The organism is Asticcacaulis sp. YBE204, from assembly GCF_000495855.1.
Classification (GTDB): Bacteria; Pseudomonadota; Alphaproteobacteria; order Caulobacterales; family Caulobacteraceae; genus Asticcacaulis.
Map to the genome: position 1 here is coordinate 350,752 of NZ_AWGF01000002.1, position 15,013 is coordinate 365,764.

Consider the following 15,013-nt stretch of genomic DNA (forward strand, 5'->3'; position numbering starts at 1 on the left):
CAATAAAAAGGGCGCGACGGAGGTTTTTCTGTCCAGCCCCGCATCCATTCTGGTCGCCGACGACCACCCGCTGTTTCGTCAGGCCCTGACTCTGGCAACGCGCAAGGTGCGTCCGGACGCCGACATATTAGAAGCCGGAACGCTGGCGACAGCGCTTGAAGCGGTCAAATCGGCGTCAAATCTCGAACTGATCCTGCTCGACCTGAAAATGCCGGGTGCCGAAGGCTTTTCCGGCGTCGCCCTGATTCACGCCGAAGCCCCCGACGTGCCGATACTGGTCGTCTCCGCCGCCGAGGCCGAACAGGCGGCGCATCAGGCCCGGCGCTTCGGCGCGGTGGGCTTTATCGGCAAGGACCAGCCCCTGCCCTTCATGCAGACGGCGATCAACGACGCGCTGGAGGGCCGCCGGGTCGAGACCGCACCCGACGATCAGGAAGTCGATGCCGTTGCGGCCAAGGTCGCCGACCTGACACCGACGCAGTTGCGCGTTCTGCTGGGGGTGCTGGCCGGGCGATTGAACAAGCAGATCGCCTTCGACCTCAATATTTCCGAAGCCACCGTCAAGGCGCATATGACCGCCATCATGCGCAAGCTGGATGTGCAGAATCGAACCCAGGCCGTGCTGGCGGCGCGGGCGCTGGGTATCGGCGGGGCAATTTAAACGCCCAGCCAGTCTTTCAGCACCTTCGGATCGAGCGGCTTATAGAACAGCGGCACGCCCGCCGCGGCGCAGGCGCTTGCTGTTTCAGGCCCATGATCGGCGGTGACCAGCGCGACCCGCAGGTCCGGGCACGCGGCCCTCAACCGGGCGATCAGCGACAGGCCGTCGGCCCCTTCGCTCAGATTATAGTCGATCAGCGCCCCGTCTATACCCTGCGCCTCAGCTATCGCCGCATCGGGATCACCGGCCATACGGACAGCGCAACGCCAGCGCACCAACAATGCCGCCATAGCCTCACGCACCGCCGGTTCGTCATCGACGATCAGAATCGTCCGCGCCATTTCGGCCTTGCGCATCGTCTGTACAGGGACGGCGGGTTCAAATACAGCCATCGGCAAGGTCACTGCGAACCGGCTGCCCCGGCCCAGATGCGAGCGCACATCGACCGGCAAGTCGAGCACGCGCGCCGTGCGCTCGACGATGGCCAACCCCAGACCTATCCCCGCCTCGCCGCTGGTGCCCAGCCGCTCGAATTCGCGGAAAATGCGTTCGTAATCTTCGTCCGCAATGCCGCAACCTGTGTCGTAAACCTCGATCCGTACAGCATTCCCACGCGGTCGCACCGCCACCAGCACGCCGCCGCGCGCCGTATAGCGCACGGCGTTGGAGACGAAGTTTTGCAGGATCGAGCGCAGCAGGTTGCGGTCGGATTCCACCCACACCGCCGGGCCGGTCAGACGCAGGGCAATACCTTTTTCCGCCGCCAAAGGCCGAAAGATCACCTCAAGGTCCTGTAACAGCGTCGTTAGATCGAATCGTGTCGGTTTGGGCGTAATCCCACCGGCGTCCAGCTTCGATATATCGAGCAAAGACCGCAACAATGCATCCGCCGCATCGATGGCGCGCTCGACATTGCCAAGCAGAGCCAGCCCTTCGCCTTTGACGTCTTCCGACAAAGCTGCCGTAAACAGTCGCGCCGCGTGCAACGGTTGCAACAGGTCATGGCTGGCGGCGGCGAGAAAGCGCGTCTTTTCCTCGGTCGCTCGCGCCAGGGCGGCATTCACGGATCGAAGCTCCGCCGTGCGTTGTTCGACGCGGCTTTCCAGTTCCAGCCGCGCATTTTCGAGCCCCGTCAGTGCCGCCGCTTCGGTGGTAATGTCGGTGAAACACATGACATAGCCACCACCCGGCATGGGTCCGCCCACCGTCTTGATGACCTTGCCGTCGGCGCGGCGGCGCTCGAAACTGTGACGCGCGCCCCTTCGCATGTGTTCCAGACGTCGCGCCACGTGGTTTTCGACCTCGCCCGGTCCGCATTCGCCGCGCTCGGCATTGTAGCGGATCAAATCCGAGACCGGCGCGCCGACGCGGATCATCTGCGGCGGATATTGAAACAGATCCAGATAGCGGCTGTTCCACGCCACCAGCCGCAGGTTCTGATCGATCACACTGACGCCGGGGTCGATGTTTTCCAACGTCGCCGCCAGAAGTCCTTTTGAAAATTGCAGGCTCTGGCCGGACTGGTCGAGCAGACGCGCCACGTCCTCGACGCTGATCGTCGTCCCGGACAGGGCCGACGAGACGATGGCGTGCGCCGAGGGGGCGCCGACCACACCTGCAATCAGGCGTTCTGCCCGCCGTGCCGACGATCGGTCCACGCTTGCACTGGTATTGATCGCCCCGAAAGCTTCGCTTACCGCGTCCTGCCCGGCAAACCGCGCTGTCAGGGTGGTCAGTTGCCCCAGATTTTGCACCGTCCCTTCGCGTACCACGGGCATAAGACGGAACCCCGGCAACGGCCCCTTGCGCCCGATCGCCAGCGCGACGAACCACGCCAGCCCATTGGCCCCCAGCGACACGATCACGCCGTGGGTCAAGGGATCGATACCCTTGAAACCGAACAAACCCAAAGGATCCAAAGGACCGTTCCCCAGCGCCGATAGCCAGGGTTCCGGCGCAATGGTGGGGAAAAACAGGGTGTAGAACCAGACGACAAGACCGGCGAGCAAACCCGCCTGAATGGCGGTGGCGTCGCGCACCTTGCCGCGCACCGCCAGCAGCAAAGCGGGCGTGAACTGCGCGATGGCGGCAAAGGCGATCAGGCCTATAAAGGCCAGTTGTCGCGTCGGCGGCACCCACAGGGCGTAGGTCAGGGCCGCCCCCATCACCCCGCCGATGGAAATCCGCCTGACCCACAGCATCAGACGACCGAAGTCGGCGGCGCTCGACATGGTCCGGTGACGCAACAGAAACGGTGCGATCAGGTCGTTGGAAATCATGGTCGACAGGGCGATGGTTTCGACCAGCGCCATGCCGGTCGCCGCCGAAAACCCGCCGATGAACACCAGAAGCGTCAGCCAGTGGACCCCGGCGCCATAGGGCAGGTTCAGGACGAACAGATCATGCGACACCTGCGACGGCAAAAGCGTCAACCCGGCCAGCGTAATCGGCGGTATGACGAGCAGGGTCGCCAGCAAATAACCGACGAACGGACCCCGCGCCCGCTTCGCGTCTTCGGGACGATCGGCGCCGATGACGCCCGTATAGAACTGACGCGGCAGGCAGACGATGGCGGCCATCGACACCAGCGTGATGATGACGAAGTCGAGATCGATCTGAACGGGATCGAAGCGCGCCGAAAAACGCGCCAAACCCAGATTGCGCACCTCCGGCGGCGCGGCATTGAAGGCGAGGACGGCGAATCCGGCCACTGCGACCAGCGCCAGAATCTTAACCAGCGATTCCGCCGCGACGACATAGAGCACACCGGCGTTACGGCTCGACGCCACATAATGCCGCGTCCCAAACAATATGGCGAATAGCCCCAGCGCCCCGGCGGTAAGGGTCATGGGCCAGACCGTATCTCCACCCGCGACCTGTGCGAAACTGGTGCCGACCGACCTTAGTTGCAGCGCCAAGTAGGGGATGGTGCCGAACAGGGCCAGCAGCGTCACCAGCGCCGCCACGCCCCGGCTCTTGCCAAAACGCGCCCCAATAAAATCGGAAATGGACGTGGCGCCTTCGGCCTGAACCGCGGCGATCAGCTTCGACAGGAATTTCGAGGCAAACAGCCAGACCAGAATCGGCCCCAGATAGATGGGGGCGAAGCTCCAGCCCTGCCCGGCAGCCGAGCCCACCGCGCCGTAAAAGGTCCAACTGGTGCAATAGACGCCCAAGGCCAGCGCATAGGCGGGCAAGCGAAACGGCAAAGGCGTTCCGCGTGTGGTGCGGCGTTCGGCCCAGGTGCCGACGGCGAACAGGCTTGCGACATAGATCGCCGCCGCCAGCAACAGAATAAAGCCGTTCAAGCGCCCATTTTCCTTTTTATGCTTGCGCCCACCTTACAAGCAAAAACCCCCGGCTGAAAAGCCGGGGGTTTCCGTTCGAACTATCCGTGAGGATCGTTCGGGTAGCGATTACCAGGAGCGCGAAACGTTCAGGGTGAACGTACGGCCCAGGAAGTCGTACTGGCTGGTCAGAGCCGCGTTACCAACGCGCGTGGCGGTGCCCGACGTGATGGACGGAGCCGACTCGTTGGTGATGTTACGGATGGTACCCGTAACCGACCACTTGTCGAAGCGCTTACGCAGGCTGATCGTGTGGTTGGCGTAGAACTCGGTGTGCATATCGTAGCAGTAGTTCGCTGCGGTATAGCCGAGCAGAGCGCCCGTGTAGCAGTCCGTACCGTACCATTCACGCATCGAGGACGCGCCCACCATGCTGGTGTTCCAGTTGAGGGTGTAGTCCTTGTAGTCGAAGCGGATGTTGTTGTTCGACACGACTTCCGGCGAACCGACCCCGAAGGTCAGGTTGTCCTGAGGCGCGGCGCCCGGCAGAAGGATCTGCGTCCACTTGCGGATGAACGACGACTGGTTTTCGATACGCATCTTCACCGGACCGAAGGTGTGGTCGTAGTAGATCTTCAGATCGAAGCCACGCATGAACTGCTCGGCAATGTTGACGTAGTTGTTGTCAACTTGCTGGATCATGTAGATCGTCGAGCTGCCCGGCGTCAGGTCACGCTTGAACAGCGTACAGAACGGCGAAGACAGGTTCGGCGAGGTATAGCAGGCGTTCAGGATGTTGGCGACGCCGAACTGAGCGACCTGGTTGTTGATCTTCGTTTCGAAGAAGTCGACCGCGACCTGGACCTTGACCGACGACGGCGTGAAGATCAGGCCGACCGTACGGTTGTCCGAGGTTTCGGCTTGCAGGATGCCCGCACCACCGCCGGCGTAAACCGAGGCGGACGAGTAACCCGTACCGGTCGTCGGGTTGGACGAGGTGTAGGTGTCAGGGATGCCCTGAGCGGCGCAGTTGGCGCGCAGAGCCGCGTCGGTCTTCGTACCCCACTGGTAGCAGGGATCGATGGCCGTCTGAGCCGAGAAGCTGAGCAGGTCGCCGAGGAACAGTTCGTACAGGGCCGGAGCGCGGAACGAGTTGCCTTGCGAGGCGCGCAGACGCCAGGCGCTGTTGATGACCCAGTTGGCCGAGACCTTGTAGGTGTCGCTGGCGCCGTAGGAGTCGTAGTCCGAGTAACGGCCCGAAACACCGACGGTCAGGCTGTCGACGAACGGCAGACCCTTCAGGACCGGGATACCCAGTTCGTAGAAGGCTTCCTTGATCGTGTCTTCACCCTTGGTGATGACGGCGGTCGACAGACCCCAGTAGTTGCCGCGCTGAGCTTCGGTACCCGGGGTGTCGTTGATCGACTCCTTGCGGTACATGAAACCGACGGTCGCGCCGACGGTGCCGGCGGGCAGTTCGAACAGGTCACCCGAGAAGTCAGCTTCGACATACTGTTGACGGTAGGTCGTCTTGCCGTATTCGGTGAAGAACAGGAAGTCCTTCTGCGCCTGCGTGAAGTTGCCGGCCAGAACGTCCTTCGAGGTCCAGGCGATGCCGCCGGTCGGGCAGGACGTGGCCGAGATCAGAACGGCCGTGTTACAGGCCGTGGCATAGGCCGAGGTGGCCAGAACGCGGTCGTTATAGACCGTGTCGATGCCGTAGGTGCCGACCGAGTGCGACGATTGACCGTAGACGTCCCAGGTCCAGTTCTTCAGCGTACCGAAGTCCGGGAAGATACCCTTGATACCGACGACGGCGCGACGGTAGTTGATGTCCTGAGTCGAGTTGTACGGGATGATGATGACGGGCTGCACGGCCGAGGCCGGATAGCCGTTCGGGTTGCCCGTGCGGAAGACGTTGTTCGGGTTACCGATCGCGACCGTCGGGAACAGCTGACGCCAGCTGTCCTGACGCGAGGTACGGTTGTTGAACTGGTACTCGAAGTAAACTTCGGTGTTACCCGTCAGGTCGTAGCCGCCGAAGAAGCTGATCGACTTGCGCTCGACCGGCGAAATCAGGGTCTTGGACAGCCAACGCGGATCTTCGGTCGGGTTTTCAGCGCGCGACGCACGGGTCAGGGCCAGCCAGTTGGCGCTCTGAGCCGAGGTGTAGGTCGCGTTGACGCGGTGCAGACCGGCCAGGTCGTCGGCCAGGTAGCCGCCGCCGGCGACAGCGCCGTCCTTATAGACGTAACGACGGCCCGTACCGGTCGCGGTCATGGCGCCCGAGAAGAAGCCCAGCGTACACTTGTAGCTACCGTCCGGGTAGGTCAGGTCGAGGCGAGCGCCGGTGTTGGCGTCGGTGAAGCGGTCCTGCGGGCAGGCGAAGCTTTCGCGATCGCTGTAGCGCAGGGCGCTTTGCTTGTAGTAGTCAGCCGCGATGGCGCCGTAGAAACGGTCCGTCGTGAAGCCCTGCGAAATGTTGAAGCTGCGGGTTTCACCGCCGCTTTCTTCCGGAAGGCTGACGAACGCCGTGGCGTTGCCGCCCGAATAGTTCTTCTTGGTGATGATGTTGACGACGCCGGCGATGGCGTCCGAACCGTAGATCGACGAAGCGCCGTCGGTCAGGATTTCGGTACGGTCGATCACCGAGTTCGGGATCGAGTTCAGGTCCGTCGGCCCGATGCGGCCACCGACGCCCGCCGGACCGACGCGACGGCCGTTCAGCAGGACGAGGGTGCGGTTGGAACCCAGACCGCGCAGCGAGATGGTGTTCGAGCCCGGACCGCCGGTGACGAGGAAGCCGGTGTAGGAGTTGTCGATCTGCGACGCCGTGGCGGCGATCGTCGAACCCTGGAGCACCTTGGTGGTGTCGGAGAGGCCGACCAGGGTGCTGCGTTCCGACGTGATGATCTGAACCGGAGAGGCCGAGGTGAATTCGGCGCGACGCAGGCGCGAACCCGTGACGACGACTTCTTCGATCTTCTCTTCTTTTTTGGCCTCAGTCGCTTCCTTTTCCGTGGTCGTGGCCTGTTGTGCCGACGCGGAAACCGCGAAGGCCGCCAGGCTCATGAACATCGTAGAAGCGAGCAATAGATTTTGTCGTTTCAAGGTACCCTCCGGTAATGAACTAAAGCACGTCAGACCTTTTATATCCCCTGCCGGCGGAGAGCCGGCGATATCTGAACGGGCCGAAATGGGAGCAAACGGTTTCCAGAAAAACCATTTGGCTGAAAGTTTTATATTCAACTAATTAAAAACCACAAACCCAATTACGGCCAAATTACGATAAGACTTTCCACATGTCACAAATTTAACACGCGTTCGCTAAGAAAGCGTCAAAAATAACGCAGGTATTGGTATCTCGATACCTGAAAATTGCAAAATTTATAAAGTAATAACAAGTAATTAAATTATATTGTCCGCCTTTTTCGCACTGCGGCATTCCCCCTTATGAATGATTGATTTCGTCATATATCGCTAAAATCGACGCCTTGTTTTCACCCGATTCACGCAACCGAATGCCCGGATTTCGCCATCTTATGATCGCATTTGACTAACGGCTGAAACGATGAATATGATGATTGCCAATGCAACCAGCAGGGCGTCGGGGGACAAGGATGCATTTTACATCGCTCCCCGCCTTTTGTTGCACGAAGTAACTCATTTTTTCGGAAGCGTAATATGGCCCTTTTCACTACCTTGTCGCCTTCCTACCGGGCGCTGGCCGTTGCCATTACCCTGGCAGCCGGCCCTCTGGCACCGGCGGTTCTCCTGCCGGCCATAGCCCATGCCCAGGCCACCGCGCCGACGGCCGAAGACTTCGGGCGTCTGCCCGCGATGGACAGCCTGACCCTTTCGCCCGACGGCAAGCACATGGCGGCCCTGACGTCGCAGGACGGCAAGGCCGCGGTGATCACCGTATGGTCCACCGACGACCTGACCAAGCCCACCGGTATCGGCATCGATCCGCGTATGCGCTTCATGCGCGTGTCGTTCGTCAAGAACGAGCGTATGGCCGTCACCATGCGTCAGCTGCTCGATTACGGCTCGATGCGCAGCTACGTCTTCAAGACGGAATTCACCGACCTGAAAGGCTCCAAGTGGCTGAAGGGTGCGCCTGAGCGCCGCGCCAAGAGCGAGCAGGAAGAACTGAGCCGCGCCCTGTCGAGCGCCCGCGTCATCGACTCGCTGCCGAACGATCCTGAAAACGTTCTGGTTCAGGGCGACGACGGCGAAATCTACAAGTCGAACCTGATGACCGGCAAATACGTCGTTCAGGAACGTATCGGCGACAAGGACGGCAGCCTGATCTATAACCTCAAGGGGGAACTGGTCGCCAAGAACGGCGTCGAGTTCGAAACCGGCAAGGCCTATATCTCGCAGAAGTTCAAGAACCCCGAAACCGGCGCCTGGGAAGAAATCTACCGCGCCTATTTCAAGGACCGCGAACTGCCGTCGATCGTCGGCCTGACCAAGGATCCGGCCATCATCCTCGTCTCGGCGCGCCGCGGCAAGGATCATACGGGCATCTACAATTTCGACGTCCGCACCAAGCAGTTCGGTGAAGTCGCCTTCGAACATCCGACCTTCGACGCCGGCGGCGTGCAGATCGATCCGCGCAGCGGCGACGTCGTGGCCTTCGCCTATCAGGCCGACCGTCCGATGTACTACTATGTCGACGAAAAACTCGACAACACGATGAAGACCATCGAGCAGGCGCTGGGCATCAAGACCAAGAGCGTCGACTGGAAGGATCTGGCCACGTTCAAGCCGGTCAAGATCCGCCTCTATGACGGCCCCGGCCTGTCGCTCGTCGACTGGAGCCAGGACTACAAGACCCTGATCGTCAAGAAGTCCGGCCCGGCGACCCCGCCGGAATACTATCTCTACATCGAAGGCGTCGGTATTCGTGCGATCGGCGCGGAACGCCCGTGGCTCGACACGAAGCTTCTGGGGCATGGCGATCTGGAGCAGTTCACCGCCCGTGATGGCCGTCCGATTCCGGCGCTGGTCTATAAGCCCAATGTCGAAAAGTACGGCAAGGGCCCCTACCCGACCCTGATCGTGCCGCACGGCGGCCCGTGGGCACGCGACTATCTCGACTGGAACGTCATTTCGCCCTGGGCGCAGTACTTCGTCGCCCGCGGTTATGCCGTCGCCATGCCGCAGTATCGCGGCTCGGACGGCTGGGGCATGGCGCAGTGGAGCGCCGGCGACAGCAAGTGGGGTCAGGCCATGTCGGACGACATGGATGACGTTGCGCTGGGTATGGTCGCGCAGGGCGTGGCGGACAAGAACCGTCTGGCCATGCACGGCTATTCGTTCGGCGGTTACTCGGCCATGGCCGCCGTCGTGCGCCCGACCCCGATCTATCAGTGTGCGATTTCCGGCGCCGGTCCCTCGTCGCCCAAGTCGATGCAGAACCGTAACGGCGACAACCGCTTCCAGCGCGAGTTCCAGCGCCCGTTCGTCGGCGGTCTGGATGCCAAGGCCAATGTCGATAAGGCCAGCATTCCGATCCTGATCTATCACGGCGACCGCGACACGAACGTCATTCCGTCGGAGTCGAAAGACTTCTACGATGCGCTGATCGCGGCCAAGAAGAAGGCCGAATACGTCTCCTTCAAGGACATGGGCCACGAATCGAATCTGTGGAACCCGGAGCATGCCGCCAAGCTGCTCACCATGGTCGACGACTTCCTCAAGAAGGATTGCAAGCCCGGCGGGCTGTAATCCTTACCAGACAAAGGAAAAGCGGGCCGCGCAAACGGCCCGCTTTTTTTGTGCGTGGTGTCCGGTGGCTCACTCAGTCCGCCGCGTGAACCTGACCGTTGGCCATGGTCTTGCGGCACAGCCAGATCGTCGGCACCAGACAGACGATGATGATCGACGACACCCGGAAGATATCGACGGTGGCCAGCAGATAGGACTGTTGCATCACCTGACGGGTGACGACCCCAACGGCCTGCGCCTGAGACATGCCCATCGCCATCGCCTGATCGATAGCGCGGTGAAGGGTATCCAGAGGCACGATATTGGCGATATTGCCCTGAGCCTCGGTCTCGTAGCGATCCCACACCGTCGTCGCCAGAGATGCGGCGAACGAACCGGCGGTAATGCGCGCGAAGTTCGACAGGCCCGACGCTGCCGGCATCTGATGCGGCTTCACGTCGCGGAACGACAGGGTGATCATCGAGGTAAAGAACATGCTCATCGCCGCCCCCATGACGAACATCGGCACGATCAGGTTGCCGAAATCGACATCCGGCGAATAGAGCGAGCGCATATAGAACGACAGGGCGAACAGCAGCAGCGAAATCGTCGCCAGAATGCGGGCGTCCAGACGGTTCGACAGTTGGGCGATGAAAGGCGTCAGGAACACCGCCACCACGCCCGACGGTGCGGCGGCCAGCCCGGCCCAGGTCGCCACATAGCCCATATTGGTTTGCAGCCATAGCGGCATCAGCAGGTTGTTACCGAAGAAGACCGCATAGGCGAGACAGAGCGCAATGACCCCGAACATGAAGTTGCGGCTCTTGAACAGCGACAGATCGACGACGGGGTTCTTCTCATTGAGTTCCCAGATCAGCCAGGCGATGAAGCCGATCCCCGCCATAATCGACAGGATGACGATCTGCGGTGAGGCAAACCAGTCGGCGTCTTTACCCGTATCGAGCACCAGTTGCAGCGTGCCGACCCAGAAAACCAGCAGCGAGAACGAGATCATGTTCAGCTTGCGCGCCACGGTGGGCGTCTCGCGGTTGCGCATGAAGCTCCAGCAGATCCACGTACAGGCGATCCCGATCGGCACATTGATCAGGAAAATCCATTCCCAGGCGAAATTATCGGAGATGTAGCCGCCGAGAATGGGCCCCAGCACCGGCGCGACCAGCGTGGTCATCGACCACACCCCCAGGGCCGTAGAGCGTTTATTAGGGGGGAAGATCATGATCAGCAGGGCCTGCGAGCCGGGGATCATCGGGCCGGACACCGCCCCTTGCAGAACGCGGAACAGGATCAGCGACGGCAGGTTCCACGCGATGCCGCACAGGAACGAGGCCAGGGTGAACAGGGCGACCGAGACGACGAAGGTCCGGACGACGCCGAAGCGCATCATCAGCCAGCCGGTCAGCGGCACGGAAATGCCGTTGGCGACCGCAAACGAGGTGATGACCCACGTCCCCTGATCGGAGGCGACGCCGAGGTTCCCGGCGATGGTCGGCAGGGCGACATTGGCGATGGTCGAATCGAGCACCTGCATGAAGGTGCCGAGCGCCAGCGCCACGGCGGCCAGCGCCAGAGCGCCTCCGGTCAGCGGCGCGGGCATGGTATTGGGAGGTGCTGAGGCCATGAGGGCGCTCCATAAGTTCAGCCTCCCCCCTGATATCAGGGGGGATACCGCCGGAACGGCGGAGGGGGGTTACAGGACAGGGGTTAACCCCACCGTCTTTTTGCCGTTCGGCAAAAATCCACCTCCCCTGAGATCAGGGGAGGTGCTGAAGATTACTTCGATACGTCGATCTTGGCCTTCATCGACAGGCCGACGCGCAGCGGATGCGCCTGAAGCTCTTTCGGATCGAGCTGGATACGCACCGGCAAACGCTGAACGACCTTGATCCAGTTACCCGACGCGTTCTGGGCCGGGATCAGCGAGAAGGCCGAACCCGTGCCGCCGGAAACGCCGACGACCTTGCCCTTGAACTTGACGCCTTCGCCGTAGAGGTCAGACGTCAGCTCGACCTCCTGACCAGCGACGACCTTTTTGAGCTGCACTTCCTTGAAGTTGGCGTCGACATAGGCGTTGGCGACCGGAACCACCGCCATCAGCGGCGTGCCGACCTGAACCTGCTGACCGATCTGAACGGCCTTCTTGGTGACGACCCCGGCCATCGGCGCGCGGACGATGGTGCGGTCGAGCGCCAGCTTGGCCCCGGCCAGCTTGGCGCGGGCGGCCATGACTTCGGGGTTTTCACCCGGCTGCACCCCGGCGAACAGGGTAGCGTTCGACTGGCGATTGCCTTCCGAGGTCAGCAACGCGGCCTGAGCCTGAGCGCGGGCGGCGCGGGCGGCGCTGACATTGGCCACGGCGGCGGCATAACCGCTTTCGGTGGCGGTCAGCTCTTCCTGCGACACCGCGCCCGTCGAGGCGAGGTTCTTGCGGCGGTCGTATTCGAACTTGGCGCGGGCGGCTTCGGCTTCGGCGGCCTTGATCCCGGCGTCGGCCTTGGCGATATCGGCGGCGCGCGCGCCCATCGCTCCGGCCAGCGCCTTGTCGTTGCTGTAATAGCCCATGACGCGGCGTTCGGCCGAGGCCAGAGCGGCTTCGGCAGCAGCGTAGTTGATCTTCGCGTCGGCGTCGTCGATGACCATCAGCACGTCGCCGGCCTTAACGACCTGGGTTTCCTGCGCCATGATGCGCAGGACCGGGCCGGAGACCAGCGCGTTGACCTGCGCGGTTTCGGCCCCGACATAGGCGTTGTCGGTGGAAACATAGTGCGAGGCGACGAGGACATAGTAAGCGCCGTAAGCGACGGCACCGATGGCGACGACGGCAGCAAGCCCGGTCATCAGGGTGCGGCGGTTGTTATTGGCGGTGCGTGCGGGGGCGACCGGAGCGGTGGGAGTTTCGGGTGCGTTGTCGGACATGGGACTGACTTTTTTCAGAAAAACAGGATGAGGTGCGAGGTTTTAAATTAGTAGGGACCGCCGAGCGCCTTGACCATGGCGACTTCGAGCGTCAGGGCGCGGCTTTGCAGGGCGTTGTTGGTGCTGCGTTGGGTGAGCAGGTTCTGTTCGGCCAGCACCAGCGTGGCGTAGTCGCTCAGACCGCCTTCGTAGCGCAGACGCGCCAGACGATAGGCTTCCTCGCTCGACGCCAGCGCTGCATTGGAATGTTGCAGACGTTCGCTCAGGGCGCGCTGGCTGGCGCCGGTGTCGGCGACCTCCTGCATGGCGGTGACGACCGTCTGGTTATAGCTGGCCAGCGCCACCGACTGATCGGCTTCGGCGCCGCGCAGATTGGCCTTCAGCTTGCCGCCTTCAAACAAAGGCAGGCTGAGGACCGGACCGGCATTGATCGCATCCATGCCCGACCCGCTCAGGTCGTTGAGGAAGACCTTGCCGGCGAAGGCCATCAGGTTGATGTTCGGGTAAAAGGACGCCTTGGCGCGCTGCGTCGACGACGAGGCCGATTCGACGCGCAACCGGGCGGCGGCGACGTCGGGACGGCGGCTGATCAGCTCCAGATCGAGGCGTTCGGGGGCCTTGAAATTGCGGGCGTCGGGCAGGTTCGGGCGCTCCAGTTGTTCACCGAAGGCCGGGGCCTGACCGGCAAGCGCCGCGATCAGGTGGCGCTGGATCAGGATGCGCTCCTCGATCGCCGCCAGTTCGCCGCGGGCGTTCGACACGGCGGCGCGGGCCAGTTCGAGCTCGGCCTTCGAGGTCAGGCCGCTGGTGGCCTTCTGCGAGACCAGCGATTCCGAATCCTGCCGCAGCACCAGGGCGCGTTTGGCGAGGTCGTAGTCCTTATAGAGGTGCGCCAGCTCGAAATAGGCGTTGACCGTCGCCGTGGTCAGGACCAGCACCGCCTGATGGGCGTCGGCGCGGGTAGCGTCGGCGGCGGAGGTCGCGGCCTTCACCCCGGCGCGGTTCTTGCCCCAGAAGTCGAGCTCCCAGCCGAAATTGATGCCACCCAGCGTTATCGAATCGATTGCAGGATTATTACCGCCCATTTGCAGCGTCGCGCCCAAAGCCGTCGCCGTCGGATAGAGCGAGGCGCGCTGGCTGTCTTCGAGCGCCCGCGCCTTGAGCAGACGCGCGGCGGCGGCCGACAGGTTCGGCGCGTCCTTGATGGCGGTGTCGAGCAAGGCGTTCAACTGCGGATCGTTATATTGCGTCCACCAGCGGTTATGCACCATGTCGGACGGTATCTGTACGGCCTGAGGCACGGCGGCATTGGTCTGGTCCTTCGGCAGGGCCGCACAGGCGGTCATACTCAGGGCGCTGACGCCAAGCAATAGAAGGGAAATGGGGCGCTTATTTACGAACATCGCGGGACCTTGGAAACGCAAACCGTACGGTACGGTCATTTATCACTTGTGCCTATAGGCCTGTGACGCTATATTGTCAACAGAACCGTACGGTACGGTCAGAAAAAATTTCCGCAGTGCGAAAATCTGAACCTTCCGTCCACAATATAAGCGCGCACCCCAAAGAAAGTGTGAAATTTTTTAGGGGCACGACGCCAGCATGAGGCTAATCAAGTATGAGTACGCAGGAGCTTAAATCCCGCGGAGACAAGGACGCCCGTCGCGAAGCCATTCTCGATGTGGCCAGCGATATCTTCCTCGAAGGCGGCTTCGATGCCGCCTCGATGTCGGCCATCGCCGCGCGCGTCGGGGGCTCGAAAGGGACGCTTTATAACTACTTCAAGAGCAAGGAAGAGCTGTTCGAGGCCTTCGTGCAGCGGCACTGCGCCCTGCACGCCAATCTGATCGACATCCTGATCGAAGCGGAACAGGGCAGCTATCGCGAAACTCTGACGCACTGGGGGCAGCGATATCTCAAGGTCGTGACCTCGGATGAGACCCAGCGCAATTTCCGCGTTATCATGGCGGTCGCCGAACGCTGGCCTGAAAGCGGGCGCAGCTTTTACGAAAATGGTCCTTTGCGCGGCATCAAAAACGTCGCCGCCTTCCTGCAAAAGGGCGTCGAGGCGGGTGAATACCGCATCGACGACACCATGCGCGCCGCCAGCCAGTTCATCGCCCTGTGTCAGAACCGCTATCAGAAGGCACGCTTCCTGAACTATCTGCCCGAACCGACCGACGACGAGATCGAGCGCGAAGTCGAGGCAGCGTTGCGGACCTTCTACGCGGCGTTCGGCGCAAAGTGACCTTACGTCATTCTTACAAATGGGACGTGGAAGCGGCGCAAAATAATTACGCCTGATAGAGTAGAAGTGAGCTGCCGAACTCTTCGGCAGCACCCCTTTCTTTGCCCCCCTTCCCTGCCTCGACCGCGTTCGCCGCGTGCCTTTTCGCGCGCCGGTCAGGGCTCTATT

The 15,013-nt window shown here is 61.9% G+C and carries 8 protein-coding genes; 3 read left to right on the forward strand and 5 right to left on the reverse strand.

Translation table 11 applies throughout. The features are described from left to right. The first annotated feature begins 49 nt into the window (after nt 1-49). Nucleotides 50-661, forward strand: coding sequence for a response regulator transcription factor (locus AEYBE204_RS25755; protein WP_031229963.1), 612 nt, complete (start codon nt 50-52; stop codon nt 659-661). On the opposite strand, the gene AEYBE204_RS25760 is transcribed toward AEYBE204_RS25755, so the two are convergent. Together AEYBE204_RS25760 and AEYBE204_RS25765 are read right to left on the reverse strand one after the other, a co-directional pair. Then, nucleotides 658-3,969, reverse strand: coding sequence for a PAS-domain containing protein (locus AEYBE204_RS25760; RefSeq protein ID WP_023461309.1), 3,312 nt, complete (start codon nt 3,967-3,969; stop codon nt 658-660). The two genes, AEYBE204_RS25755 and AEYBE204_RS25760, sit on opposite strands and share 4 nt — an antisense overlap. A 108-nt stretch (nt 3,970-4,077) precedes the next feature. Then, nucleotides 4,078-7,059: a TonB-dependent receptor domain-containing protein gene (locus AEYBE204_RS25765; protein WP_155908264.1), complete on the reverse strand. Its 2,982-nt coding sequence runs from the start codon at nt 7,057-7,059 to the stop codon at nt 4,078-4,080. 573 nt (nt 7,060-7,632) lie between these two features. Between AEYBE204_RS25765 and AEYBE204_RS25770 the strand changes: the two genes are divergently transcribed. After that, on the forward strand, nt 7,633-9,684 hold the full coding sequence (locus AEYBE204_RS25770; RefSeq protein ID WP_023461311.1) for a S9 family peptidase: 2,052 nt from the start codon (nt 7,633-7,635) through the stop codon (nt 9,682-9,684). Between the two features lie 73 nt (nt 9,685-9,757). Here the strand turns inward: AEYBE204_RS25770 and AEYBE204_RS25775 are convergent, their stop codons facing one another. The 3 genes from AEYBE204_RS25775 to AEYBE204_RS25785 form a co-directional block, all read right to left on the reverse strand. After that, complete coding sequence (locus AEYBE204_RS25775; RefSeq protein WP_031229965.1) at nt 9,758-11,302, reverse strand: DHA2 family efflux MFS transporter permease subunit; 1,545 nt, start codon at nt 11,300-11,302, stop codon at nt 9,758-9,760. A 152-nt stretch (nt 11,303-11,454) separates the two neighbouring features. Beyond that, complete coding sequence (locus AEYBE204_RS25780) at nt 11,455-12,597, reverse strand: HlyD family efflux transporter periplasmic adaptor subunit (protein WP_023461313.1); 1,143 nt, start codon at nt 12,595-12,597, stop codon at nt 11,455-11,457. A gap of 47 nt (nt 12,598-12,644) precedes the next feature. Further along, on the reverse strand, nt 12,645-14,000 hold the full coding sequence (locus AEYBE204_RS25785) for an efflux transporter outer membrane subunit (RefSeq protein WP_023461314.1): 1,356 nt from the start codon (nt 13,998-14,000) through the stop codon (nt 12,645-12,647). Between the two features lie 215 nt (nt 14,001-14,215). Between AEYBE204_RS25785 and AEYBE204_RS25790 the strand changes: the two genes are divergently transcribed. After that, on the forward strand, nt 14,216-14,845 hold the full coding sequence (locus AEYBE204_RS25790; protein WP_023461315.1) for a TetR/AcrR family transcriptional regulator: 630 nt from the start codon (nt 14,216-14,218) through the stop codon (nt 14,843-14,845). Nucleotides 14,846-15,013 lie beyond the last annotated feature (168 nt).

Bases quoted from the DNA above. Each gene is read 5' to 3' on its own strand.
- AEYBE204_RS25770 (WP_023461311.1), top strand. From the start codon at position 7,633: ATGGCCCTTTTCACTACCTTGTCGCCTTCCTACCGGGCGCTGGCCGTT.
- AEYBE204_RS25775 (WP_031229965.1), bottom strand. From the start codon at position 11,302: ATGGCCTCAGCACCTCCCAATACCATGCCCGCGCCGCTGACCGGAGGC.
- AEYBE204_RS25780 (WP_023461313.1), bottom strand. From the start codon at position 12,597: ATGTCCGACAACGCACCCGAAACTCCCACCGCTCCGGTCGCCCCCGCA.
- AEYBE204_RS25785 (WP_023461314.1), bottom strand. From the start codon at position 14,000: ATGTTCGTAAATAAGCGCCCCATTTCCCTTCTATTGCTTGGCGTCAGC.
- AEYBE204_RS25790 (WP_023461315.1), top strand. From the start codon at position 14,216: ATGAGTACGCAGGAGCTTAAATCCCGCGGAGACAAGGACGCCCGTCGC.